The organism is Pseudomonadota bacterium, assembly GCA_027620075.1.
In the GTDB taxonomy this organism is placed as follows: domain Bacteria; phylum Pseudomonadota; class Alphaproteobacteria; order Rickettsiales; family UBA6187; genus 1-14-0-20-39-49.
Genome location: JAQCEY010000004.1, coordinates 1 through 26192, shown reverse-complemented (window position 1 = coordinate 26192; position 26192 = coordinate 1). Strand labels below are relative to the sequence as shown.

The 26192-nt window shown below is 39.6% G+C and carries 27 protein-coding genes and 2 rRNA genes; 10 read left to right on the top strand and 19 right to left on the bottom strand.

What is annotated here, in order from left to right; all coding sequences use genetic code 11:
- Nucleotides 1–29: 29 nt before the first annotated feature.
- From bamA to O2942_07020, 3 genes are read right to left on the bottom strand one after another with little or no spacing between them, the layout of a single operon-like run.
- Nucleotides 30–2318 (bottom strand): outer membrane protein assembly factor BamA, encoded by a 2289-nt coding sequence (gene bamA / locus O2942_07030; protein MDA0782001.1) that lies wholly within the window; start codon nucleotides 2316–2318, stop codon nucleotides 30–32.
- Between the two features lie 11 nt (nucleotides 2319–2329).
- Nucleotides 2330–3721, bottom strand: coding sequence for an RIP metalloprotease RseP (gene rseP / locus O2942_07025; GenBank protein MDA0782000.1), 1392 nt, complete (start codon nucleotides 3719–3721; stop codon nucleotides 2330–2332).
- A 45-nt stretch (nucleotides 3722–3766) separates the two neighbouring features.
- Nucleotides 3767–4102, bottom strand: coding sequence for a ferredoxin family 2Fe-2S iron-sulfur cluster binding protein (locus O2942_07020; GenBank protein MDA0781999.1), 336 nt, complete (start codon nucleotides 4100–4102; stop codon nucleotides 3767–3769).
- A gap of 154 nt (nucleotides 4103–4256) precedes the next feature.
- Here O2942_07020 and fliR point away from each other — a divergent pair, with 154 nt between their 5' ends.
- Nucleotides 4257–5018, top strand: coding sequence for a flagellar biosynthetic protein FliR (gene fliR / locus O2942_07015; GenBank protein MDA0781998.1), 762 nt, complete (start codon nucleotides 4257–4259; stop codon nucleotides 5016–5018).
- Nucleotides 5019–5026: 8 nt separating this feature from the next.
- Here fliR and O2942_07010 read toward each other — a convergent pair whose 3' ends face one another.
- The gene (locus O2942_07010) at nucleotides 5027–5671 is read right to left on the bottom strand and encodes a hypothetical protein (GenBank protein MDA0781997.1); all 645 of its coding nucleotides are present in this window, start codon (nucleotides 5669–5671) and stop codon (nucleotides 5027–5029) included.
- Between the two features lie 155 nt (nucleotides 5672–5826).
- On the opposite strand from O2942_07010, the gene O2942_07005 reads away from it, so the two are divergent.
- The gene (locus O2942_07005; GenBank protein ID MDA0781996.1) at nucleotides 5827–6687 is read left to right on the top strand and encodes a hypothetical protein; all 861 of its coding nucleotides are present in this window, start codon (nucleotides 5827–5829) and stop codon (nucleotides 6685–6687) included.
- Here O2942_07005 and dprA read toward each other — a convergent pair.
- From dprA to O2942_06985, 4 genes are all read right to left on the bottom strand, one after another.
- Complete coding sequence (gene dprA / locus O2942_07000) at nucleotides 6684–7814, bottom strand: DNA-processing protein DprA (GenBank protein ID MDA0781995.1); 1131 nt, start codon at nucleotides 7812–7814, stop codon at nucleotides 6684–6686. The two genes, O2942_07005 and dprA, sit on opposite strands and share 4 nt — an antisense overlap.
- 66 nt (nucleotides 7815–7880) lie before the next feature.
- Nucleotides 7881–8957 (bottom strand): ATP-grasp domain-containing protein, encoded by a 1077-nt coding sequence (locus tag O2942_06995; GenBank protein MDA0781994.1) that lies wholly within the window; start codon nucleotides 8955–8957, stop codon nucleotides 7881–7883.
- Nucleotides 8958–8967: 10 nt separating this feature from the next.
- The gene (locus O2942_06990) at nucleotides 8968–9390 is read right to left on the bottom strand and encodes a hypothetical protein (GenBank protein ID MDA0781993.1); all 423 of its coding nucleotides are present in this window, start codon (nucleotides 9388–9390) and stop codon (nucleotides 8968–8970) included.
- A 7-nt stretch (nucleotides 9391–9397) separates the two neighbouring features.
- On the bottom strand, nucleotides 9398–9754 hold the full coding sequence (locus tag O2942_06985; protein MDA0781992.1) for a hypothetical protein: 357 nt from the start codon (nucleotides 9752–9754) through the stop codon (nucleotides 9398–9400).
- A gap of 271 nt (nucleotides 9755–10025) precedes the next feature.
- On the opposite strand from O2942_06985, the gene fumC reads away from it, so the two are divergent.
- From fumC to lptG, 3 genes are read left to right on the top strand one after another with little or no spacing between them, the layout of a single operon-like run.
- Nucleotides 10026–11435, top strand: a complete 1410-nt coding sequence (fumC, locus tag O2942_06980; protein ID MDA0781991.1) for a class II fumarate hydratase — start codon at nucleotides 10026–10028, stop codon at nucleotides 11433–11435.
- Nucleotides 11436–11445: 10 nt separating this feature from the next.
- Nucleotides 11446–12600, top strand: a complete 1155-nt coding sequence (gene lptF / locus O2942_06975) for an LPS export ABC transporter permease LptF (GenBank protein MDA0781990.1) — start codon at nucleotides 11446–11448, stop codon at nucleotides 12598–12600.
- A complete protein-coding gene (lptG, locus tag O2942_06970) occupies nucleotides 12597–13721 on the top strand; it encodes an LPS export ABC transporter permease LptG (protein ID MDA0781989.1) in 1125 nt (374 codons plus the stop codon). Before lptF ends, lptG begins: the two co-directional genes overlap by 4 nt.
- A gap of 34 nt (nucleotides 13722–13755) precedes the next feature.
- Here the strand turns inward: lptG and pyrE are convergent, their stop codons facing one another.
- The 3 genes from pyrE to O2942_06955 form a co-directional block, all read right to left on the bottom strand.
- Nucleotides 13756–14334 (bottom strand): orotate phosphoribosyltransferase, encoded by a 579-nt coding sequence (gene pyrE, locus O2942_06965; GenBank protein ID MDA0781988.1) that lies wholly within the window; start codon nucleotides 14332–14334, stop codon nucleotides 13756–13758.
- Nucleotides 14335–14460: 126 nt separating this feature from the next.
- Entirely contained in the window at nucleotides 14461–15090 is a 630-nt protein-coding gene (locus O2942_06960) for an outer membrane beta-barrel protein (GenBank protein ID MDA0781987.1), read from the bottom strand.
- A gap of 129 nt (nucleotides 15091–15219) precedes the next feature.
- Entirely contained in the window at nucleotides 15220–15873 is a 654-nt protein-coding gene (locus O2942_06955) for a porin family protein (GenBank protein MDA0781986.1), read from the bottom strand.
- 213 nt (nucleotides 15874–16086) lie between these two features.
- On the opposite strand from O2942_06955, the gene aspS reads away from it, so the two are divergent.
- Entirely contained in the window at nucleotides 16087–17913 is a 1827-nt protein-coding gene (gene aspS, locus O2942_06950; protein ID MDA0781985.1) for an aspartate--tRNA ligase, read from the top strand.
- Nucleotides 17914–17947: 34 nt separating this feature from the next.
- Here the strand turns inward: aspS and O2942_06945 are convergent, their stop codons facing one another.
- The 4 genes from O2942_06945 to O2942_06930 all read right to left on the bottom strand — a co-directional run bounded on the left by O2942_06945 (nucleotide 17948) and on the right by O2942_06930 (nucleotide 20589).
- Nucleotides 17948–18172 carry a hypothetical protein gene (locus tag O2942_06945; GenBank protein ID MDA0781984.1) on the bottom strand — a complete coding sequence of 75 codons (225 nt, stop codon included), beginning with the start codon at nucleotides 18170–18172 and terminating at the stop codon, nucleotides 17948–17950.
- Between the two features lie 166 nt (nucleotides 18173–18338).
- Nucleotides 18339–19064 carry a 3-oxoacyl-ACP reductase gene (locus O2942_06940; GenBank protein MDA0781983.1) on the bottom strand — a complete coding sequence of 242 codons (726 nt, stop codon included), beginning with the start codon at nucleotides 19062–19064 and terminating at the stop codon, nucleotides 18339–18341.
- A gap of 27 nt (nucleotides 19065–19091) precedes the next feature.
- Nucleotides 19092–20270, bottom strand: a complete 1179-nt coding sequence (locus O2942_06935; GenBank protein MDA0781982.1) for an acetyl-CoA C-acetyltransferase — start codon at nucleotides 20268–20270, stop codon at nucleotides 19092–19094.
- A gap of 70 nt (nucleotides 20271–20340) precedes the next feature.
- Nucleotides 20341–20589 carry a hypothetical protein gene (locus O2942_06930; protein ID MDA0781981.1) on the bottom strand — a complete coding sequence of 83 codons (249 nt, stop codon included), beginning with the start codon at nucleotides 20587–20589 and terminating at the stop codon, nucleotides 20341–20343.
- Between the two features lie 210 nt (nucleotides 20590–20799).
- Here O2942_06930 and O2942_06925 point away from each other — a divergent pair, with 210 nt between their 5' ends.
- Nucleotides 20800–21048, top strand: a complete 249-nt coding sequence (locus O2942_06925; protein MDA0781980.1) for a SemiSWEET transporter — start codon at nucleotides 20800–20802, stop codon at nucleotides 21046–21048.
- 27 nt (nucleotides 21049–21075) lie between these two features.
- On the opposite strand, the gene O2942_06920 is transcribed toward O2942_06925, so the two are convergent.
- Both O2942_06920 and O2942_06915 read right to left on the bottom strand, forming a co-directional pair.
- Nucleotides 21076–21720, bottom strand: coding sequence for a hypothetical protein (locus tag O2942_06920; protein MDA0781979.1), 645 nt, complete (start codon nucleotides 21718–21720; stop codon nucleotides 21076–21078).
- Between the two features lie 109 nt (nucleotides 21721–21829).
- The gene (locus O2942_06915) at nucleotides 21830–23092 is read right to left on the bottom strand and encodes a methyl-accepting chemotaxis protein (GenBank protein ID MDA0781978.1); all 1263 of its coding nucleotides are present in this window, start codon (nucleotides 23090–23092) and stop codon (nucleotides 21830–21832) included.
- A 167-nt stretch (nucleotides 23093–23259) separates the two neighbouring features.
- On the opposite strand from O2942_06915, the gene O2942_06910 reads away from it, so the two are divergent.
- From O2942_06910 to O2942_06900, 3 genes are all read left to right on the top strand, one after another.
- Nucleotides 23260–23829 (top strand): DUF5706 domain-containing protein, encoded by a 570-nt coding sequence (locus tag O2942_06910; GenBank protein ID MDA0781977.1) that lies wholly within the window; start codon nucleotides 23260–23262, stop codon nucleotides 23827–23829.
- A 27-nt stretch (nucleotides 23830–23856) separates the two neighbouring features.
- Entirely contained in the window at nucleotides 23857–24324 is a 468-nt protein-coding gene (locus O2942_06905; GenBank protein ID MDA0781976.1) for a nucleoside deaminase, read from the top strand.
- Between the two features lie 590 nt (nucleotides 24325–24914).
- Nucleotides 24915–25250: a GIY-YIG nuclease family protein gene (locus O2942_06900; protein ID MDA0781975.1), complete on the top strand. Its 336-nt coding sequence runs from the start codon at nucleotides 24915–24917 to the stop codon at nucleotides 25248–25250.
- Between the two features lie 351 nt (nucleotides 25251–25601).
- On the opposite strand, the gene rrf is transcribed toward O2942_06900, so the two are convergent.
- Nucleotides 25602–25716, bottom strand: a 5S ribosomal RNA gene (rrf, locus tag O2942_06895).
- A 126-nt stretch (nucleotides 25717–25842) separates the two neighbouring features.
- Nucleotides 25843–26192, bottom strand: a 23S ribosomal RNA gene (locus O2942_06890); the annotation flags it as partial.

The window sequence follows — 26192 nt, the reverse complement described above, 5'->3', positions numbered from 1 at the left end:
TTTTTTCCATTTTTTATAATTATCTTCTTTTAGAATCTGGTACCGAAATCAAATTGCAATCTTTGCGTTCTGTCACGTGATTCTTTCAGGTAAGGCACACCATAACTTACATTCAACGGTCCAAGAGGAGATATCCACGAGAAACCCAATCCGGCAGAGGCATGCAACGTATCCCTGTCAACTATGGCAGGATTATCGGCATCGTCCAAACCTGTTATTCCACCCATATCATTAAAAACAAAACCTGTAAACCCCAGCTCGTCCGGAACATATGCTATAGGGAAATCAAGCTGCGATTTCACCGCATAATATCTTTTACCGCCAAGTACCGTTCCTTCGGTACTGTTCGTAAAGTCCGTAGGTCCGAAACCAACCGTTTCAAAACCGCGTATGGTACGCCCCGTCAGCCTAAAATTATCCGCATAACGAATGCTTTTTCCGCCGAATCCTGCTATATGACCGCCGCTTACGTTCAGTTTTAAGATAAAGTCATCTTCGTATATAGGATAATAATACCCCACCTTTGCTTCATGCCTTAAATAGTTAAGGTCGCCACCTGCTCCGGCAACTTTCTGGTCGAACAGGATAAAATACCCTTCCTTAGGATTGAAGCGGTTATCGCGCTTATCGTACAAGAATGAATGTCCGATTATCGAAGCAAGAGTTTCACCTGCCTGACTTACAACTATCGGTGATGCGTCCGAACGGATATTTGTCACCCTGTCCTGCTTTATAGTATAGCGTATGGTATGACGTAAATGCTCGGTAAGACTATAAGAACCGCGTAAAGAGAAGCCCGTTGAGTCGGTAGAGCTTACCTCGTCATCAATACGGTCACTTGAGAAGTTCCACACATCAAACCCTGCCGCAAGGTCTTTATCCAAAAAGTATGGCTCGGTAAAACCCAGCTCCAAAGACAGACCTGTTTGAGATTTCTGGATACTGGTACTAAGCTGCTGACCACGCCCAAGCAGGTTACGCTCTTGCAGACTTATATTACCCAAAGCCCCGTCATGCGTAGAAAATCCTGCACCGAAGCTAAGCTCACCTGTGGATTTTTCACTGACCTCAACGTTGATATCGGCTTTATCAGGCTCGGAGGTTCTTGCCCTTTCAATCTCTATCCTGTCAAAAAACCCTAGATTTTCGATACGTTGTTTTGAACGTCTTATTTTAGCGGCATTGAACGGATCGCCTTCCGCCAGACGGAACTCACGTCTGATAACCTTATCATGAGTTCTAACGTTACCGTTAATATTTATACGATTAATATATACCTTAGGTCCTTCCTTGATATTATATGCCAGATTTATAATGTCGGTATCGGGGTTACGATCATATTTAGCGTCGATATCTACAAACGCATAGCCCATATCGTTTAGAAGGTTGGTCATTTCCTCAATCGTATCATCAACTTTTGATGCGTCAAAGTCCTCACCTTCTTTAGTCTGTAAAGTCTCACTTAACTCCTCAACCTTCAACCTCGGCAAAGCACTGGTTATATCCATTTTACCGAACTTATATTTATCACCCTCTTCAACGGTAAAGTTCAAAATAAAGTGTTTGTTATCCGGAGTTATCTCGGCAGTATGCGATATAACCCTAAAATCAGCGTATCCTTTAGATATATAGAATTTCCTTAAAAGCTCCTTATCGAACGCTACCTTGTCAGGGTCGTAGGTATCATTTCCCGAATAGAAACTATACCAACGTGACTCTTTTGTGTTCATCTTGGACTTTAAGTCCCTGTCGTCAAATACCTTGTTACCGATAAAATTGATTTTACCTACGGTAGTTTTCTTGCCTTCCTTGATTTCAAAAATAATGTCCACCCTGTTTTGGTCAAGTGTTACAACCTTCGGGTCGACAGTTACAGAAAAACGTCCGCTCTTTCTATACATTGACTGTATTTTCTGCGTATCGTTTTGTACTTTTGATTTGGTATATACCGACCTTGATTTTAGACTTACTTCCGATTCAAGTATATCATCGCTTATTCTTTTATTGCCCTCAAACACCACCTTATTAACTATAGGGTTTTCCAGTACGTCAATAATCAGTTTGCCGCCTTCGTTAGATACTTTTATATCGTTAAAAAGACCTGTTGCGAACATGCTTTTTAGGGAAGAATTTATTTTATCCTGACTAAGATACTCACCTACATCAGCGTCCATATATGACTTTATGGTTTCTTTTTCAACACGCTGGTTTCCTTTTATAACCACTTCCCTGATAACCCCCTCCTGAGCAGAAGCTACGGAGGCTATCAAAGTTATTATCAGACTAAAAAACAAGAATATTTTGGATATGAAAGACATGTCGCTCGAGATTATAAAAGTTTGTACAAATCATTTACTATTGCAAATATAAACAGAGTTCCTACTAAAGCAATCCCTATTTTGAAACCAATCTGCTGAACCTTGTCGGCAAGTGGTTTTCCTCTAACCGCTTCAACCGCATAATACATAAGATGTCCGCCGTCCAACAGCGGTATAGGAAATAAATTCACCAGTCCCAAATTTATTGAAAGCACTACAATAAACCATAATATAGTATCAAGCCCTCTTTTTGCCGACTGCCCCGAATATTTGGCAATCCCTATCGGACCGCTTATATCGGTCGGAGAACGCTGCCCCGTAAACATCTGACCGATAGCTTTTAATGTGCCTGCTGAAATATCGTAGGTAGTTATTATAGAAGATTTAAACGCAGAGAATATGCCTACTTTTTCAATATAAGGATTCTCGGCACTAACACCCAGAATCTGAAATTTTACAACATTACCTTCACTATCGGTTTTTTCATGCACCGTCGGAGTGGCTAAAGTTGTGTTTACAACACCGTCCCTTTCAAAAACTATCTCTATAGTTTCTTCCTTATTACCGGCGATGAATTGTTGCAGATCGGAAAATGAATTTATCTTTATGCCGTCTATTTCAGTAATCAAATCTCCTGCCATAAGCCCCGCTTTTTCAGCTGCCGAGCCTGATGATACTACGCTTAGTCTTGCAGGTATTAACAGTTCTTCCGCCTCAATCCCGAAAAAAGGAGCCATTATGTCATTGCCGAACATATCCTGTCTTTGACGCATAGCGGGAGTTATACTGAATTCTTTTATTTCGCCGTTACGTTCAACGGCTATATTGACCGGATTTTCAGTGCTTAATGATTCGACCGCCCTAAAATCGGCAAATTCGTCTATCTCCTTGCCGTCCGCTTTTTTTATGATATCACCCACCATAATACCGGCTTTTTGAGCCGGAGAATTTTCATATACCTCATTTATCTTCGGGGGTATTTCAACAGGCTTGCCCTTTGTAGAAAACACAAAGGTCATTATAACGATAGCAAGTATAAAATTTGCAGCAGGACCGGCAAAGACAACCGCCGATTTTATCGGTAGCGACTTGGTGTGAAATGCCACTTTCTTTTCATCTTCGGTAAATGCTTTTATTTTTTCGGAATCCGGAGCCGATGCAGGGTCTATATCACCGAACATTTTTACATATCCGCCAAAGGGCAAGGCACAGAACTTCCACCTTGTTCCTGACTTATCGTTAACCCCGAAAATTTCTTTACCGAATCCTATAGAGAATTGCTCTATCTTTACGCCTGATATTTTTGCTATGAAATAATGTCCGAACTCGTGAACAAACACGATAACCGACAATATTACTACGAAAGCAAAAATGTTATAAAAAAATCCGGTTAAAATTTCCATATAGCTCCTACGAGTTTATTTAACAGTATATGCTTTTAAAAACGGTTATTTATCAACGCTAATATTTCTGGTTGCCTCAGGCAACTTAACCCGAAGACCGTCAAAACCTTCGCACATTTTTATCTGACAGCCCAGACGAGAAGTAGCCTCAAGCCCGAAAGCAAGGTCAAGCATATCCTCTTCATCTTCGCTAGGCTGATCCAGCATATCAAAATATTGCTCATCTACTATCACATGGCAGGTCGAACACGCTAAAGAACCTTCACAAGCTCCTTCAAGAGGAATATCGTTTTTATGTGCTATCTCCATCACCGAAAGCCCTTCGGGTGCATCAACTTCTTTTTCCGTACCGTCTGCCAGAACAAATATCATATTAGGCATAAAAACTCTCCTATTACTTGCCGTCTTTACTATGACCTTATAGCCTTGCCGTACCATTAAGGCAAGCCGTTTAACCTATGAGTCTAATAATTATTTGAAAAAATGCAAAAATTAAGTCAATAATGTTTATGTATAGTAACTTTGAATTTATAACATGCTTGATGATCTGACAATTGAATTAGTCTTTGTATATTTTCTGGTTTTTTGCCGGATAGGAAGTGCCGTTTTGTTATTGCCCGGACTTTCCGATACTAACGTATCTTCCAAAGCCAGACTGATAGTAGCTTTAGGGCTATCGGTTCTGATAGCCCCAATGGCTAAAGACCTGTTACCGCCGCTGCCTGCAAGTGCGATAGGATTTTTTCTTGTAGCGGCAAGCGAAATAATCATAGGCTTACTGATAGGATCTGTTGCTAAAATAATTTTCAGCACAATGCACGTTGCAGGTCAGGCAATATCTTTCCAGATAGGTTTGTCTGCCGCTAACATCTTTGACCCCAGTCAGGGCGGGCAAGGCTCAACGCTCGGTATGCTGCTTAACATGATAGCTATTTTAGTGATTTTCACTACGGATATGCACCACATATTCTTAACAGGCATAGTTGACAGCTACCTTTTATTTTCCCCGACAGACCCTATCCCTATCGCAGGTTTCAGCGAGGTTATCACCAAAGCTGTTTCCGAGAGCTTTCTTATGGGAATAAAAATAACCGCACCCCAAATGGTTGTGGGGTTGATATTATTTTTAGGTGCCGGTGTGATGGGAAGGCTCATGCCTCAGATGCAGGTTTTCTTCGTGATGATGCCTATTCAGATATTTATAGGTTTTTTTATACTTATGGTAACTATATCGGCAAGCATGATGCTGTTTATAAATAACTATTCTGAAATAATGGGAAGTTTTATAGCCCGTTAGATTATTTCTTAATCCATAAATGAAGATGCCATATATCCTATTATAAATAGCACTACGATTATGGCAATAATTGCCAAAACCCCAAGGTCAAGGACGAAAGTTGCGATAAAAAGGATAGGTATTGCGATAAAGAACAATAAAAGCATAACCCCACCGGGGCTTAAATTTGAAAAATCAAACAGCCCTCCCGCTTCTGCACCACCTGTAAAATCACCGCTAAAAATAAATATCAACAATAAAACCAGCATAAATATCGCCAGCCAGTGAAAATTGACCAGCAGGGCAACTGTGCAAATGGCAAATGTCGATTTATATAACCTTTTATTTTCAGACTTTATATACGATATTATAGCCGCCATGAAAGCTATAAGCCCTAAAACTATAGATGTAATACCGGATATCCTTTTTATTTTGTCGTAGTCTATTTTCGGCTCTGCCTTTAAAGGCGGAGCTTGTTGTTCTTCTTCACTTGAAAATAGTGACTTGGCCTTATCCTTGATTGTCTGTGTAATATCAATCTTTACCTCGGGCGGAGGACTGATTGTTTCTACCGTTGTCGGTATCAGTGCGATAGATAACGAGATAAAAGCAATTACTACCGCAATTATCCCGAAAATATTTTTTTTAAGTACAATATTCGTGTCATTTTTCATACTTAAACTATATGAAAAAAATTGTTACTGGCAAGAAACTTTTTTTTATTGTATAAATAGTATAAAATAATTTAATATTTTTTCAAAAAATTAACCATTCAATAATAAATTATTGATATTGTAGTTATACGAAATAAAAGCATCAAGGGAGAAAAATGCGTTATTTAAAAAGTATTTTATTTGTGTTTTTCATCGGGGCATTTCAAACGTCCTTAGCATCGGGTCCGGGTTTTGACGGTGATGATTATGATCTGGGTCAGGCTCCGTATAATGACGGTAACGGCTCAAACTACGACGACTCATCAGCTTACGAGGGCATGTCGGGTGAAGAAGATGCCAATATAGAATCTATACGCAGAAATCTAAATACCGATACAACGGTTCCATACGGTAAAAACATGAGCAGCACAAGAGGTCTGAAGCTTAGTTGCGATACCACACCTGCTATAAGACTGAGCCATGTTCCTCTTACGCCGATAAAGAAATCAAACAACCTTATACGCAAACCGGGTTCTGCCGTAAGAGCCGAGGGGCAATATATTATTATAAGCGGTCAGGTAGTTGACAGGGACTGCCTTCCCGTATCAGATGCGGTCATCAATATATGGCAGACCGATACTAACGGAAAGTATATTGAGGCTTACAGAACTACAGGCGACTGGGACGTTAGGGACGATGACTATGATAAGAATTTCGCATATTCAGGCTCTACGCAAACCAATAATCTGGGTGAATATAATTTCATCACAATATTACCGACATCTGCGGTAGATGAATTAGCACCCCATATAAATATTCACGTAAAGCACCCTGACTTTACGGACTTAACAACAAGGATATATTTTAACAGACACCCGTTGAACAACACAGACAGGGATCTTAAAGAACTTGACGAGGAACAAAAGGAGCTTGTCATAGCTAAAGGACAGGCGATAGACCCTATGGAAGCCTCAAAAGGAAGGGCTTATAATTACGATATCACCCTTGAAGGTATAAATAAGTTCCGCCGTTATTAGACCAAAAAGTCTTCTACTTCATATATCATTGAAACTTTATTACCGTAATTTCGTTCCAGTCTGCCGGCAAGCTCAAGCTCTAATATTACCGACAGCACTATGTGTGCCGGAAAGCCTGTCTGCACTATAATATCATCAATAGCGGTAGGGCTACACCCTATTTTTTCAATCACCTGCGGTCTTGCTCCGTCCAGCTCGGAATCGCTTACATTTACCGTATTGCTTTGGCTGAAGAAGTTATTACCCTCCTCCAACAGAAAATCATCCTGAAGGCTGTAATCTACAAGTTGCAAAATGTCATCGGCAGATGTCAGAAGGTGTGCCCCCTGTTTTATCAATTTATTCGTGCCTGAGCATCTGGGATCAAGCGGAGAGCCGGGAACCGCAAAAACTTCCCTATCCTGCTCCAGTGCCATACGTGCCGTTATCAGCGAGCCTGAATTAAGGCTTGCCTCAATAACTACGGTTGCCTTTGCCATACCGGATATTATACGATTGCGTCTTGGAAAATTCTGTGCTTTTGGTGCTTCACCGAACGGCATTTCGGCAACTACCGCTCCTTTTTCCCCTATTTGCTTAAACAGCTCTTTGTTTTCGGGAGGATATATTATATCAATGCCTCCCGCTACCACCGCTATAGTTCCGAAGCCCAACGACCCCTTGTGAGCTGCCGTATCTATTCCTCTTGCCAGTCCTGAAACCGTATATAGATTATTCCTTCCCAACTCCATACAAAGATTGTGGGCAAAACTACATCCGTTTGACGAAGAATTTCTAGCACCCACTATAGCAACCGAAGGCTTGTTTAGAACATCTGCCTTACCGTAAACGGTAAGGACGGGAGGATAGTCAGATATATGTTTCAGAAGTTTCGGGTATTCCTTATCAAAGATAGTAATTATTCTTGCACCTTTTTTTTCGCAATTTTCTATCTCTTTTATTGCGTCTTTTTCGCTGAATAATTTTACAGGCTTTTTGCGTCCGCCTTTTGCTGCCATTTGCGGTATTGCATCAAGTGCCTTTTCAACCGTACCATGTATGAGTAATAATGCCTGAAATGTCCTTGAACCTACATTTTCACTTCTGATTAGCCTCAGACAATTTATAGTTCTTTTGATATCTTCCACATCTGTTCTCTATAATTATTTTGCAATTTTTGCATTAAAGAACAGAACGCTTGGAAAGTCTATTAATTAAGTAATAATTTTATTGATATGTCCGATTACAGATTCATCACTAATATTTTTCAAACCGTATAGATATAAACGGTTAGATTTGTCTTTTAACAGTTCTATGAAATCTTCATCATCTTTCCCGAAAACCATATTAGTGGCAACTTTGGAATGCCTTTTTGAAGAGCCTAGCGGCAGACCGCATATGGCTCTGATAAATTGTTCGAACTGGTTAACGAAGCAGCCACCTTGTGTCCAGTAGCCTGTTTCATTAGGTCTTGGCGTGATTTCATTAACTAACAGTGAGCCGTCTTTTTTCATAAAAAATTCTACTGTTAATATACCGACCAGATGCAATTCATTCGCTATTTTATTGGCGATACCGTAAGCACTTTCACGTGTTGCTTCTGAAATATCGGCAGGTGTTACGGACGAGCAGAAATTAGGACCGTTATTTATATACTCGGTTACATCATAGGTAACATATTTAGTATCGAATCCCCTTGCGATGATTACCGAAAGCTCTTTTGTAAACGGAATGATAGGTTCTAATATCCCTTCTTTGATACCGCATTTATCCCAGATAGCTTGAAAATCAGGATTATTACCTTCCAATATTATATGACCGCTTCCTTCGGAAGTTGCCTTCATGGCTTTGAATATGGCTTTACTACAATTGAGCTTATAATATGCCTCTTCTAATTTGACCGCAGAATTGACAGGACAATATTTAGCGATTGGTAATTCCAGACTATGCAGAAATCCTCGTTCCTTTAGCCTGTTATATGCTATATCCAACTCTTTCCATCTTGGAATAACCGTTTTGGTTTTACTTAAATATATAGCCAGTTCATTTGGTATTTCTTCACGTTCAAACGTGATTATGTCAACATTTTCTGCAAAATGCTCTAAAGCTTCAGTATCATTAAAATCAGCTAAGGTAACGTGATTTGAAACATGTACTGCCGGACTTTCAGCATCACGGCAAAAAATATGAACCCTATACCCAAGTGCAAAGGCCGCCTGAGCCATCATTCTAGCTATATGCCCTCCGCCTATTATACCGATTTTCCCACCGGGAGATATTACATTCATCATATTTTTTAACTTAATTATCAATAATATATATTGCCATACACGCAGGCTCTTCGTTAGTTATCAGATAGCCTCCGTCAACACCGCTAAGACAATCTCCGTGTTTACTGTTCTTAGCCCTGTAAGCCGTGAACATCCCTTCCCTTGCATTACCGTCATCTATTTTATTGTCAATTTCACTATAAATAGTCGGAGAGGCAGTGCCTACATAATCGTTAAACATATCGCTCTCGATTAATTTAGCCTGACTTACGTTCATACCGAGTCCGGCATGAAAATTTTTTGCGGTTTGTTCGGATATCTGGAAATCGGCATAAGACTCCGTTACATCGGAACCATATGCGAGCATTCCCATTGATGAATTAAGTTTTATAGTCGGGAAGCCTATATTTAAAAGCGACGAGTTATAAAAATTCTCCTTTATAAACTCGGACATATATAGATTATAGATGCTGGAAAAATTTTACCATCTCATAATCTTTATTGATAGAGTCAACGGTTGCCGAATCCTCGTTTATCCTGCCGTCACCGTTACCGTCGGGTACGCTTTCCCATTTTTTCGATGCCATATCAAAATCACCGGGTATGGCGTTATATTCTATTTTAAATGCTTCATATGCTGCCTTATATTGTTTTAGCTGCGATATCTGCATTTTTATTTTACTTTTTTCATAAAGTGACATGCCCGCCATAAACGTGACTATGAAAGTGGCTATAAGAACTATAACAACTGACACTTCTGCGATTGTAAAACCTGCCTGATTACCCGATAAGTTAAATTTACCTAATTTAATAGCCACATAATTTCTCCGTTTTAAAGATATATTCTTACATGATAAAATTAAAAAATGGTTAAAATTAATTACTTATAACGAATTAAAATGGAATTGTGTATTACATGGTGTTAACGATTATATATCGGTTAAGTAAATAAACTAAAAATGATCATGCCTTACAAGGTCTTTTTTATTTATAGTGTTTTGTATGTATTGTGTTTTGTATGTATTGTGTTTCCATAAAGATGACTGTATAACAGCCTTTAAAAATAACAAAAACGGAGCATATATGAACATGGCAGTCCAAAAACCCGATGATTTCAGGATTGAAACCGACAGTTTCGGTGAGTTAAAGGTTCCCTCGGATAAATATTGGGGCGCACAAACCCAACGTTCTTTAGGTAATTTCAAGATAAGCACTGAGAAAATGCCCGAAGCATTAGTCAGAGCTTTGGGAATTTTGAAAAAGTCCGCCGCCATAGTTAACATGAATCTGGGCGTTTTAGATAAAAAACTCGGTGATGCTATGTGTAAGGCTGCCGATGAGGTTATCAGTCTTGAGCTTTACGATCATTTCCCGCTAGTTGTTTGGCAGACAGGTTCAGGCACTCAAACCAACATGAACACTAATGAGGTTATCTCTAACCGTGCTATCGAGATATTGGGAGGCGTGAAGGGGTCAAAAACTCCGGTTCACCCTAACGACCACGTAAATATGGGGCAATCTTCAAATGATACCTTCCCGACTGCCATGCATATCGCCGCCGTTGAGGAGATACACCACAAGCTTATCCCCGCTTTAGAAAAGTTATATGATGCTATAAAAGCAAAATCAGTAGAGTTCCAAGGCATTATCAAGATAGGCAGGACTCATCTGCAAGATGCCACTCCTTTGACTTTAGAACAGGAATTTTCCGGTTACTTCACACAAGTTGATTACGGCATAGCACGTGTAAAAAATACATTACCAAGATTATACCAACTAGCACAAGGCGGTACGGCTGTCGGAACGGGTATCAATTCCAAAAAAGGCTTTGCCGAAAAGTTCGCTGCCGAGGTTTCTAATATTACGGGTATTCCGTTTATAACCGCTCCTAACAAGTTTGAATCTTTGGCTGCACATGATGCGATTATTGAAGCAAGCGGAGCGTTGAACGTTCTTGCCGCAAGCCTAATGAAAATAGCTAATGATATAAGGCTGCTGGGTTCGGGACCACGTTGCGGACTCGGTGAATTGAGTCTGCCTGAAAACGAGCCGGGTTCATCTATCATGCCGGGAAAAGTAAACCCTACGCAGTGCGAGGCTATGACTATGCTATGTACTCAGGTTATGGGCAACCATATGGCTATCACCATTGCAGGTTCTAACGGTCATTTTGAGTTAAACGTATTCAAGCCTGTAATGATACATAACTTATTGCAGTCTATCCGTCTGATTGCTGACGGCTGTGTAAGCTTTACCGATAATTGTGTTGTGGGCATTAAAGCCAACAAGGAACGTATTGAATCTTTACGTGATGAGTCGCTAATGTTGGTTACCGCCCTTAATCCGCATATAGGCTATGACAATGCTACCAAAATAGCCAAGAAGGCACATAAGGAAGGTACAACGTTAAAAGAAGCGGCTATTGCCCTTGAACTACTAACCGAAGAGCAGTTCAACCTGTGGGTAAGACCTGAAAACATGATAGGTCCTAAGGACTAACTTGAAAAAAATGCAGATATACACAAAATATTTGATGAAAAATCTTATTATGCCGATGTTAGTAATTACACTGACATTAACCGGCATAGTATGGCTTACACAAAGTTTGCGTTTCATTGACCTGATAGTTAACAAAGGTCTTGATATATCTACGTTTTTATACCTATCCTTACTTCTTGTACCGTCACTGTTATTCCTGATATTGCCCGTTGCATTGTTCGTGTCGGTTTTGACGGTATATAATAAGTTCATATCGGACAGCGAGCTTATAGTATTAAAAAGTGCAGGTTTAAGCCGTGTAAGCCTAGCAAAGCCTGCCCTTGCGGTAGCTTTAGGTGTTACCGTAATAACTTATTTAATATCTTTTTACATTCTGCCGAATTCTTACAAGGAATTTAAGGACACACAGGTTTTTATACGCAATAATTATGCGTCCGTACTCCTTCAGGAGGGAGTTTTCAGCAACCCTACCAAAGGTCTTACGGTATATATAGAATCACGGGGGCGTGGCGGTATGCTATACGGTATATTGGTACATGACAGCCGTGATCCTAAAAAACCCGTAACCATAATAGCGGAAAAAGGGGTTTTATCACGTACCGAACACGGACCCAGATTCGAGCTTATAAACGGACATAGTCAGGGAGTAGATGCCCAAACGGGTAATTTATATATACTTGACTTTGAAAGTGACGAATATGACATTAGCATGTACACAGAACAAACCGAACGCACATGGAAGAAGCCGGAGGAATCATATATATACGAGTTGCTTTTCCCCGAGGGCATTTCAGACACTATGCGTAATCAGTTCATTGCCGAGGGACATTACAGGATAGTATGGCCGCTATTTTGCATTGTTCTTACTTTGGTTGCACTCAGTTCTTTATTCTCAGGTCAGTTTAACCGTCGCGGGCAGTGGAAGCGTATATTAGCCGCAACATTTATAACTTTTATAATAACGGTAATAAACCTTGCTGCAAAAAGTGCCGCCGAATCCTTAACCATACTCGCAGTCTTTATGTATCTTAACGTTATAATCTCAAGCGGGCTTTGCTCATATGTAATTATAGCCAACAGAACTATCACCGGATTTCCGTTATCGGATAATATACATAAAAAATTAACTAAATTTAAAAAGAACATAATTAAAGGTCACGTGTGAGGCTACCTATAACTTTATCAATATATATAAGTAAGAATTTCATCGGCAGGGTCGGTGTAGTACTCTTTGTTATGATGGTAACTATAATACTTTTTGACTCACTTGAGCTTGTACGCCGTGCCTATTCCAAGGATGTGCCGATCGGTATTATACTGCAAATGACCTTGCTGAAACTGCCTACGATTGTCCAGAAGGTAGTGCCTTTTGCCATATTGATAGGAGGTATATTATCCTTTTCAAAACTAACAAGAACATCCGAACTTGTCGTAGCCCGTTCTGCGGGTATATCGGCATGGCAGTTTTTATCGCCTGCTATTATTATATCATTTACGCTAGGTATTTTTATAATGACGGTGTTTAATCCCCTTGCCTCTACAATGCTTTCCAAGTTCGAGCAGATTGAAGCCAAATACCTCAAAGGCGGTACAAGCACCCTTTCGGTATCATCAAACGGTCTTTGGCTGCGTCAGAAAAACTCTTTTGATTCGGGCAAGACGGTTATTAATGCACTTAGGGTTTCGCATGAGAATATGGAGCTTTATGATGTAACGATATTCATGTTCGGTGACAATAATGAATTCTTGCAACGTGTTGATGCGGCTAAAGCTATACTTATAGAAGAGGAAGATGAAGAAGGCGACAAGAAAAGTTATTGGGACATAAAAGATGCGGTGCTTACGGTTCCGGGCATGGCTGCGGCAGCACGTACCGACTACCGTTTAGGTACGGAGCTTTCACGCCATCATATTCAGGAAAGTTTTGCATCGCCTGAAACCATGTCTTTTTGGGAACTGCCTAAATTTATCGGCACGCTAAAAGATGCAGGCTTTTCGGCAATACGCCACTCACTGCACTGGCATAACGTTCTGGTTACTCCGTTTTTCTTAGCAGCAATGGTATTTTTTGCAGCGGCGTTTTCGCTAAGACCTCCTAGGAGAGGGAAGACGGGTGCTCTTATGGTAGCGGGAATCGCATCGGGCTTTATAATTTATTTTATATCTAATCTGGTTCTGGCATTAGGCTTATCCGGTAGCATACCTGTTATAGTATCGGCATGGACACCGGCTTGTGTTTCTATATTAATAGGTACGGTGTTAATATTACATCTGGAAGACGGGTGATACGTCAGCTATTACACGTACAATTACAACAAATCTAAGCCGTAGGAATATCAAAATCATCTCTTGTAAACAGGGAATCAAGTACAATACTTTCTTTTTCCAGATTTTCTTTAGCACCCTCCAGCCTGTTCACGACAGAAAGCACCTTTACTATTTTGCAGCCACGCTCTTGAATGACTTTAATAGCGTTCATTACGGAGCCGCCTTTTGTAGTTACATCTTCCAGCACAACCACCTTGTCACCGGCATTTAGACCGCAACCTTCTATTAACTTGTTGCTCCCCCTGTCTTTTTTCTCTTTTCTTACATAAAAAGATTTTATAGGGCTGCCTGCAAGATAGCTTTTAACGCAAACCGCTGAAACGATTGGACAAGCCCCAAGCTCCAGACCGCCTACTGCGTCAACATCTTCTTTTGCAAGATTCTCCAGTATCAAGTCGGCAGTAAGGCTTGCACCCTCAGGGTCAAGCAGGGTAGTTTTCAGGTCAAAAAGATACGTACTCGTAGCACCCGATGCCAGTTTGAAATTACCCGTTGTTAAAGATTTTTGTGCGATAATTTGTTTAAGTCTTTCCTTTTTATTTTCAATGTCTTCCATCAGCCTTTCCTGCATTTTAGCCCCGTTTTGATTTTAATGACTTTTTAGCATTTAAAAAAGTACAAAACAATCTTAAAAAAAACAGGCTCATAATCATTTTTATGAACCTGTTTTAATTTTTACGTAGTTTAACGTCAACAATTAGAAAGTAAACCTGTACCCTACTTCAACGATATGCTGGCTTACATCGGTTTTAGTAGTAACATTTCCTAATACTGCGTCAGAGAAGCTCTCTTCAAATTCAGTAGTACCGAAATAACGGTATCCGCCATATAAAGTACCTTGCTCATCAACTTTGAAGTCCACACCTGCCATAGCTTGGTATGCAAAAGCGAACTCTTCGATATTGTCGTTGTAAGCAGCACCGATACCCGCACCAAGATATGGAGAAACTTTATCATCTAAAGGTATGTTATAGTAAGTATTTACCATACCCGACCATATTTCCAGCTCAAGATTTCCGCCCGATACAGTAGTACCGCCTAAACTAACCGAATCAACATCGGTTTCACGATAAGCCAACTCACCTTCAACACGTATCTGATCTGTAAGGTTATACCCTACTGCACCACCGATACCGAATCCCGGATCGTAGTCCGCACCGCCCGATAGGTTTGTTGCAGTTGAATTAAGGTCTATATCGGAATCAGAGTAAACTATGAACTCACCGTGTAGTGACCCATAGAATTTGCCCGGCTCCTGAGCCATAGCACTGTTTGAAAGTACGATTGCCGCAGCCGTACTTAATAAAGCTAATTTAGTATTTTTCATTTGCTATCCTACTTTATTAAAAAATTAATGATTATATTGTGTTTTTATATCAGTAAAAAACAATATGTCAAAGTCTAAAAACTCTTTGTCCGAAAAGCGTGACGACGATATTTACTTTTGTTTTTTTAACTAAAATTTCAAACGGTAGCTTACTTCATATATATGCTGTTTAACATTATATGTTAACCTTCCTCCGGCAACTAAGTCATCTGTTCCGGAGTATTCAAATTCAGTAGTGCCGAAATATCGGTATCCTAATGATATGGCTGATGAATAGTCTATATCAAAATCAAGACCGGTCATTGCCTGATAAGCAAACGCATGCTCGCCGTTATAGGCAGAATCGTATGAAAGACCGAAACCGCCGCCGATATATGGCGATACATATTTATTTAAAGGAACGGTATAATAAGCATTTGCCATCCAGTTCCATAGTTTCATTTTTTCGTCAAACTGCGGGAACTCTGTGCCGCCTATAGTCAAACTCTTTGTTTCATTCGGGCGGTAAGTCAATTCACCCTCAATGCGTACATTATCATCGACATAATAGCCCAGTGCAACACCAAACCCATATCCGTTATCGTAGTTAAAAGTCATGGGTGTATCGGGAAGAATCGAGTAGTCGGCATCATAATTAAAACTATCTACATATTCCGCACGAATTGATATGTATTTCTTTCCTTCGTTATTGAAGCCTCCTTTATCATTGTAAGCCGTAGCATTAGAATTATTTGCTACAGAAACAAATAAAATTATAAAGAAAATCTTTGCCAGATTAATCATAAGCGTCCATATTATACTTGCTTTTTAACCATTTTATTAAAAAATTTACGGCATAATATACGGCAAATATTAAAAATCAATCAATAAACTAACCTAAATTTAAGATTCAAAACTCTATAACCGCATTACCGATTTCAAAATAACTTGGAATTTACCTGTTTTTCATATATAAAAACCGCTTCAAGGAAAAAATTCAAATAATACGGATAAAAAATGCACGCATACAGAACTCACACATGTGGTGAACTTAACAAAGGAAATATTAACAGCACTGTAAAATTATCGGGCTGGGTACACAGGAAACGCGATCACGGCAATTTATTATTTATAGATATCCGTGACCATTACGGTATCACACAGCTTGTTGTGACCAATGAGGATTCGTTCCTTGATGCGGCAACCCATGTTCGTTATGAAAGCGTTATTACGGTAACCGGTAAAGTTGTTGCCCGTGAAGCTGAAACCGTAAACACCAATATCCCCACCGGTGAAATCGAGATATGCGTTGAGACTTTTTATGTTGAGTCGGAAGCCGACATGCTTCCTATTCAGGTTAATACCGACAAAGAGTTTCCCGAAGATACACGCCTTAAATACCGCTTCCTTGATTTGCGTAAAGAAAAGATACACAATAATATCATGTTACGTTCAAAAGTTATCAAAAGCATACGTGACCGCATGATAGCACTTGGTTTTAATGAGTTTCAGACCCCTATACTTACCGCAAGCTCGCCTGAGGGTGCAAGGGATTATCTGGTTCCCTCTCGTGTTCACCCCGGAAAATTCTACGCCCTGCCGCAAGCACCGCAGCAATTCAAACAATTATTGATGGCTTCGGGCTTTGACAGATATTTTCAGATAGCTCCATGTTTCCGTGATGAAGATGCCCGTGCCGACCGCTCCCCCGGTGAGTTCTACCAGCTTGATATGGAAATGTCATTTGCCACACAAGATGATGTGTTCGGTGTTATTGAGCCTGTAATGCACGGTATATTTAGTGAATTTTCCGATAAGAAAGTTACCGATACCCCGTTCCCTCGCATTCCTTATGCACAGTCGATGCTTAAATACGGTAATGATAAGCCCGACCTGCGTAACCCTATTGAAATTGCAGATGTTACGGAAGTATTCGACGGTTCGGGATTTTCGATATTTAATAAGATAATAGGCACAGGCGGCGTAATCAGAGCTATACCCGCTCCTTCCACTTCCGAGCAGCCTCGCTCTTTCTTTGATAAAAGAATAGCTTTCGCACAGGAAAACGGTGCGGCAGGTCTTGCTTATATAATAATTGACGCAGACGGCAACGGCAAAGGTCCTATAGCTAAGTTCTTAGATGAAGAGCGTATGGCAAAATTAAAAGAAAAAGCCAACTTAAAAGCCGGTGATTCGGTATTCTTTTCAAGCGGCGCAAAAGATGAAGCGGCACGTATAGCAGGCTTGGTCAGGACTAATTTGGGTCAGGAATTGGGGCTGATAAATGATGACGAATTCAAATTCTGCTGGATAGTAGATTTCCCTTATTTTGAGTGGGACGAGGAAAACAACAAGATTGAGTTCAGCCATAACCCGTTCTCTATGCCGCAAGGTGGTATTGAGGCTATTGAAAACGCTAAAACCAATGAAGAACTACTTGCAATAAACGCATGGCAATATGACATTGTATGTAACGGTATAGAACTTTCATCGGGTGCTATACGTAATCACAAACCCGAATTAATGTACAAGGCGTTTGAGATTTGCGGTTACAGCAATAATGTAGTTGATGAAAAATTCGGCGGTATGATTCGTGCTTTCAAGTTCGGTTGCCCTCCGCATGGCGGTATAGCTCCGGGTATCGACCGTATAGTTATGTTACTTGCTAACGAGCCTAATATCCGTGAGGTAATCGCCTTCCCTATGAACCAGAAGGCTGAGGATTTACTAATGAACGCCCCTGCCCCCGCAGATGTAAAACACTTAAGGGAGTTGAATATCCAGCTTTCACCAAAGGCAAGGGAAGCTCTGGAAAAGAAAAACGAAGAAGAGCAGGCAGCTTAATTTTTTATATTTGCAAACTTATGGGCATACCATACTAAATCGCAAGACCAACTTGCGACGGGTTGTTTTTCAACCTTTCTTCAAAGCCGTTCGACTTATTTTCAGAAATGTTTAATTTATCCACCCAACTACTAACGCTTGTAATTGAATCAGAACTATCATTTTTTGATAGCCCTTCTGTTTCAGACTCGGCATTATATTTTTTAAATTCTTCCGGAGATATTTTTTTAACTCTTTTTAACGGATAATTCGCTGTCATTTCTTCACTCCTATTTAGCTGTTACAAACAACGCAAACTACTAATCTACAATGGTGGAAAAATCAAATTCTTTTTGTTAAAAAATTATAGTATATAATGTCAAATTAAGAGTCATAAAAAAAGGCGAGATAACCCGCCTATTTAAAAAACAATAATTAACAATAAGTTATTCCATGTGCTGACCGCCATTTACAGACAGCGTTTCACCTGTGATAAAGCCGGCATCATCATCGACAAGGAACTCAACTGCACGGGCAATTTCATTTACCTTCCCCAAACGCCTTACGGGAATTTGAGATATTATGGTATCCATAACATTTACAGGTACGGCATCGGTCATATCTGTTTTGATATATCCGGGTGCAACTACATTTACGGTGATACCTTTTGCCGCACTTTCACGGGCAAGGGCTTTTGAAAATCCGATAATGCCCGCTTTTGCCGCAGAATAGTTCGTCTGACCGAACTGCCCCGCAAGTGCGTTAATAGAGCTTATGTTAACGATACGCCCATAACCTTTTTCCCTCATTTGAGGTATAACGCATTTACACATATTAAAACATGAATCAAGGTTTGTAGATATAACCTTGCTCCATTGCTCGGAAGTCATTTTATGTAAAGTGCTATCGCTTGTAATACCTGCATTATTTACAAGTATGGCAGGGCTTGTTTCGAAATCGTTAGCTATCCGTGCTATAGCTTTTTCACATTCTTCAAGATTAGCTACGTCGAATTTATAGACTTTTATATCATTTTCAGCCTCAAATTCTTTAGCGATATTGTCATTATGTGCATAGGTAGCTGCAACCATATAGCCTTTTTTCTTTAAACGCTTTGATATAGCAGCACCGATACCTCTTGTTCCACCTGTAACTACGGCTAATTTTGACATGTGAATTTTCTCCTTTTGATTCTTAGCTTAATCTCGTTGTAAGCACATAGCAACACCCATACCGCCACCAACACATAATGTAGCCAAACCTTTTTTTGCATCGGCTCTTTTCATCTCATGCAACAAAGTTACAAGAATTCTAGTACCTGATGCACCTATAGGGTGACCAAGGGCAATGGCACCGCCATTAACGTTTACCTTACTTTCGTCCCACCCCATTTGTTTATTCACACAAATAGCCTGAGCCGCAAAGGCCTCATTCGCCTCAATAAGGTCAAGCTCATCAACAGACCAGCCGGCTTTTTTTAGAGCAGCTTTTGAAGCCGGTATAGGACCTGTTCCCATTATTTTAGGGTCAACTCCCACCGATGCAAATGAGTTTATAGTAGCCAGAACTTTAAGTCCACGTTTTTGTGCCTCTTCTTTGCTCATAACTAAAACGGCTGCCGCACCGTCATTTATCCCTGAGGCGTTCCCCGCCGTAACGGTTCCGTCTTTTTTAAAAGCCGGTCTTAATCCGCCCAATGATTCGGCAGTAACTCCGCTTCTTGGGAATTCATCTTTATCAACTATAATATCCCCCTTACGATTAGGTACAGTAATAGGGATTATCTCATCACCGAACTTACCGCCAGCTATCGCCCGCTCGGCTTTGTTTTGAGAATTAGCGGCAAATTTATCCTGTTCTTCTCGACCTATATTCATTTGTTCAGCGATATTTTCGGCGGTTTGCCCCATATGGTAATCATTGAATATGTCCCATAAGCCGTCTTTTATCATGGTATCGGTAAAAGTAGCATCACCCATTTTTATGCCGCTGCGTAAATAACTTGCATGTGGAGAAAGGCTCATATTTTCCTGACCGCCTGCTATAACTATTTGGGCATCACCGGCTCTGATTGCCTGAGCGGCTAAAGCAACCGTACGCAAGCCTGAGCCACATACCTGATTTATAGTCCATGCAGGAACTTCTTGCGGCAAACCGGCATTTATAGCCGCCTGACGGGCGGGGTTTTGTCCGCATGCCGCCGTTAATATCTGCCCCATTATCACTTCCGAAACATCGGCGGCATTTATAGCTGACTTTTCAATTATCTTCCTTATTACTTCTTCGCCTAATTTACTGGCAGGAACGGTCGCCAGCCCACCGCTGAAATTACCTATCGGCGTTCTTAGAGCCTCAACTATTACAACTTCTTTTTCCATTAGATATCCTTAATTTTCATTATGCTATGACTAATAGTAAAGAATCGGTCATTTTGCAAGTTATAAAGGATTATTTACCGTTATACCGTCCATGTCCGGCATCTTCGAGTGTCTTATTCGCCCACTCATCGGTATGGTGGCTTTTTGGGTTATTTTCCTCTGCCCGCCTTGCTATAAAGGCACAGTAACTTTGTTTACCCTCGTCATTTTTATATTCTTCATTACACTTCTTGAACTCTTCAAAAAGTTCCGAAAACTTAAAAGCCCCACTTGAGGCTATTTTACTGACACTTGAGTTATTATGGTTAGGTTTAGTCATTTTGTTTCTTACACATCTATTTATGTTTATCAACTTTAAGGTGACGACAATATCACTTAAAAATAAACTTTTCAACATAATAAACTTATAAAAAAACAACGACATAACTACAAAACCAGTAGACTAGAAAAGTGATGGTAATTTTTATGATTTAAAAAGAATTATTTTGCTATATAATTTTATGAAAACATTATAGATACAGGTAACACATTGGAAGACTTAATAGGCATTATCGCCGCCACTTGCACTACGGGCAGTTTCGTCCCTCAGGTTATAAAGATATTCAAAACCAAAAACACGCGGGATCTTTCTTTAAGTATGTATGTACTATTTACAGTCGGCGTATCCATGTGGCTGATATACGGCTTTATGATTGACAGCTTACCTGTTATTCTGGCAAATTCCGTAACTCTTTGCCTCACCTCTTTAGTGCTTTTTATGAAATTGCGGGAAAAGTAATCGTTAAATTATGCAACTCGTTTTATTTTAACAAAACCTGACAAAGCTATCCGATTTTTTCACTCCTCCGTCGTTTAATCTTTGCTCCCACGACTTATCTTCATAGTCGTGGATACGTTGCACACGCTGTTTCCAAAATAATGTTTTTTCTTGCGGTAGACTTTCATACTCTATTTTCTTTAGGTAATTTTCTTCGAAAGAATGATGATTTTGAAAGTATCTTTCAATATTTTCTCGGTCTGTTTTTAATGTTTCTTCCGTTGCAGAGGAATACCCGACGCTATAAGAATAAGGAGTTCCTCCAAAATAATTTTTTTCTGCATAAGACATATAGCTACTACCTTTATTACTTCCGACCGCTATTCCTGCCGAATTTGCACGCCCGCTTTCAAACAGGCTTTGAATACATTTATCTTCCCATGCCTTTTGTGCTAAGGCTTCATCTACTCCTATAATTATTTTTCCTTCAACTGCATTTTGTACATACGCTTCTTGTCCGAGCGGAGTATGGCTAATTTTACTTAGGGAAATTTCGCTGTTGCTATTTGGCATCGTGCTATTATTACTATTATAGCTTTCAGAAATCGTTGTCACTACATCACCGAAAAAACTATACAAACCGTCCGGAAGCGTGCTATTGCAATATACTTTATCTTCTTCTTTATAAACCATAAAAACACCTCGCAAAACCATCATGATACGATTTTATCGCATTACTTTTAATAAACCGGTAATGATTATTTTTCAATATATTTAATATTATGGTATTGAAACTTGAATGTTAGTTTTTCAGACCGGTAATGAATTCCTGCACCTGTAGTTGCAGGTCCTCTCCCTGTCGTGCGAGATTATTTGCAGCATCAAGAACGTTTGCAGCTCCTTGTGTTGCTTCAACTGCATTTGATGAAACATTACGTAAATTTTCAAGTATCATCCTTGAACTATCTGCGGCAACCGACATACTTGTCGCAATTTCAGAAGTAGTTGCACTTTGTTGCTCTATGGAACTTGCAATAGTGGTTGTAAAATTATTAACATTTAAAATTAGTTCTTTTATTTTTGATAACGATGATGCAACGCCACCTGATACGTCTTGAGTATTTCTAATTTTTTTACCTATTTCATCTGTTGCTTTACTTGTTTGTTCGGCGAGGTTTTTTACTTCATTTGCTACAACGGAAAATCCTCTTCCTGCTTCACCGGCTCTTGCGGACTCGATAGTTGCGTTTAGTGCCAGAAGGTTTATTTGTTCTGCGATATCATGGATAACTTTAGTAACTTCACCTATTTCGGAAGAAACATCTACCAGCACATTAGTTGAATGATCGGTTTCCACCGTTTTTGCTACAGCCTGATTAACTACCTCATTAGAATTTCCTACTTGTTTTGAGATATCTTTTATTGATACTGACATTTGTTCCGCAGCGGCTGCCACACTTTCAATTTTACTCATTGACTTACCCGACTCATCTTCAGCGCGGTCGGTATTGTTCTTCATATTTGTCATCAAGTTGACAAGCGACTCGGCGGTTTTGCATACGTTTTGTGCTGAGTTAGATACCTGACCTATTATTGTTTGGACTTTTTGTTCAAATGAATTAGCAAGTTCATACATTGTCCTGCGTTTTTCTTCTTCTGCTTTTGCATCTTTGATTTTTTGTTCTTCTTCAAGATTTTGTTTATCTATAGCATTTTGTTTAAACACTTCTACCTTTCTTGCCATACCGCCTATTTCAGTTCCTGACTTTACGTAAGGCACTTCAACATCGAGCTTGCCTTCAGTCAGCTCACGCATTACCGTTCCCAGTTTTTTTATAGGCTGGGTAGCTATTTTATAGATAATTAAGGTTACTATGGCGTTCGCCAGAATGGCCATACCGATTTGTAGTATAAAGTCATTCCAGAATGTCTGGCTTTGTTCTTCACCTAATACTTCCTTGATATGCAGGTAGCTTTTTAAGCCGAAACCAACCCCCACTAATGAAAGAAACATTGCCACACACTGTAGCCTGAAAGACAACCCATTATATAATTTACTTATCATTAATATATAACTTATATTTTTTAATAATTAATAAGAATATAAATCTTATCACCAACCATTTAAAAAATCTCTAACAATTTGCAATTCCAATTACCTATTTATGATATATCATAAATATATTATTTTACTTGTAGCTTAAATAAGATGGGTTTATTAACAAAAATGATATGGAAACGAAAGATTTAACCACAAGCGAGCCAAATGAAGACTTCCCCAACCAAAAGCGGTGGGAGGGGCTTGCCCGCGGGCAGATTTTAAGCTCGACTGTTAACAAGCTAAATAATGCCATAAGGCTGATTGACCAGAAGGCACAGGTTATGCTTGTTATTAATTCTATTACAATTCCGATAGGTCTTTCATGGATACAAAAGGAACAATTTCTCCTTGGAGCTATAGGGGTTATTTTTACGGCTATGTGGACGATGTTTTTTTCGATTGTTGCCATATATCCCCGTTCACGCAACATGAAAAAAATAAAAGACCATAAACCTAATCGCTCAAATTTACTGCACTGGGGTGATATCTGGGCAATGTCGGAAGACGAGTATCTTGAGAAAATAAGACCCGTAGTAAATGACGTTAGCCTTCTAACCGAGGCTTGCTTAAAGGATATTTATGACATCAGCAGAAACGTGCTTAGGCATAAGTTCTTCTGGATACGTTTTACCTACTATTCTTTCTTCTTAGGAAACGCCACCGCAATCCTTCTTGCATCTTACGAGTTTTATAATCAGTAAAAGTTATTATTTAATATAAGGTCACTTATGAAAAATAAATTCATGCAGCGTTCTATTGAACTTTCTATTGAAATGATGCGTCATAATGCAGGATGGCCATTTGGTGCTGTAATTGTTAAAGACGGACAGATAATTGCCGAAGGTTGGAATCAGGTCACGTCCTCTAACGACCCGACGGCTCATGCTGAAGTTACCGCAATACGTAATGCTTGTGAAAAACTGAGGGATTTCAGTCTAAAGGGGTGCGAGATATACACTTCATGCGAGCCTTGCCCCATGTGTTTATCGGCAATTTATTGGGCAAGAATTGACAAAATATATTTTGCCAACACAAAAGATGACGCAAAAAATATAGGCTTTGACGATAGTCATATTTATGAGCAAATACCCCTACCCACTAATAAGCGAGCCATACCCGCATTTCAAATTATGCGTGACGATGCCCAAAAAGCTTTTACCGAGTGGGCTAAGAAGTTGGATAGGGTTGAGTATTAGTAGACGGTGGTCATTTTTTAGTCACCCTGAACTCGTTTCAGGGTCTACTATTGTTATTATGAGATGCTGAAATAAATTCAGCATGACAAGTTTACTATATCGTCATTCCAAACTTGATTTGGAATCCAAGCAAAATAACATGAATGTACTTAAGCACATACTTATTAAAATTCTCTTGGATACTATGGTCAAGCCATAGTATGACGTTTTCTGCATTTCTTCCGGTAATCACTCCCTTTCGTCATTCCCGCAAAGGCGGTAATCTGAGGAAATAATAATAGTCAGTAACACCCTAACAAAAAACAATATCTAGTATGGTCAAGGTTTTTTTTACACAAAATGTGCATTTTTATTGTGGAAAAGTTACAAATATAATGATAACGTACTGAGCGGAGATACGAAATACTGAAAAGGTGTTAGTATTTTTAATTTTTGCCAAGAGGTCATAGACCCCTTGGCAAACCGCTAATTGAGTAAAACTCAAAAAAGCAGCGTAGATAACTTCTTTTTAGCATGTTTTACTCAATTAGCAACGCTAATCTTATTTAAGATTGGTTAATTTTTTAACAACTCAAATTTAAGAGGAAAATATGCTATCTAAAACACAAGTAAAAACTGTAACCGCAACTGGCATTAGTATGACAAAATACGTAATGGAAGTTTATCCAATTGGCACTCAGTTCAACAACGTAAGCGGAGTTTATTGTTTTATTAATAACAATAACACACCAATTTATATTGGTGAAACTGACAACTTAAACCGTCGTCTAAACCTTGAAATCCAAAACCACCAACAATGGCAATGCATTAAAAAAAATGGATCGACTCATGTAGCTGTAATGTTAGTAAACGGTTATAAACAACAAAGACTTGATATAGAAACAGATATTCGACAAAACTATAATACTGCATGCAACATGCAATAAACTTCATCACGTAGGACTGTGTAATACGCAGTCCTACAAGTTTTTAGCAAATACCTTTTTTCAGACTAAGAAATCATTATCATTGTTAAATTGTCATTCGCCGATTTAATCGGTGAATCCACAAACTTTCACAATATAATATTAGATTCGCCGGTCAAGCCGTCGAATGACATTAGAATTGAATGAATACAGCCGTGAGTCCACGAAGTGGCACTCTATTTGAGCATTTGCCAAAGGCAAAGCGGAGAGAGAGAGAATTAAAATAATGCCAGCCATGAGCTGGCGAAGCCACGTCTCAATTGAGCATAGCGAAAGGAGACATTTACAAAAAGTAAAAAGCTTGCTTACTAAGCCTGGCAGTGTCCTACTCTTCCACATCTTAAGATGCAGTACCATCGGCGCTAAGCGGTTTCACTTCTGTGTTCGAGATGGGAACAGGTGGTTCACACTTGCTATTGCTACCAGACTAAGTAAACAAGCTTTTGTATACTTAGAAAAGTGAATAGGTTTTAACGGTTATTTGTGGGGATTTGTAAGAGTTTTAGACAGTCTATACAAGCTTAACACTATATACGACATGCGAAAAAACAACTTATGTAAATCAATCGAGCTATTAGTACCGGTTAGCTTCATGTGTTACCACACTTCCACACCCGGCCTATCAACGTGGTGGTCTTCCACGGCTCTGATAGGGAACACTTATCTTAAGGTGGGTTTCCCGCTTAGATGCTTTCAGCGGTTATCCCTTCCATACTTAGCTACCCAGCGATGCTCCTGGCGGAACAACTGGTACACCAGAGGTATGTCCACCTCGGTCCTCTCGTACTAAAGGCAGATCCTTTCAATGTTCCTGACGCCCACGGCAGATAGGGACCGAACTGTCTCACGACGTTCTAAACCCAGCTCACGTACCTCTTTAAATGGCGAACAGCCATACCCTTG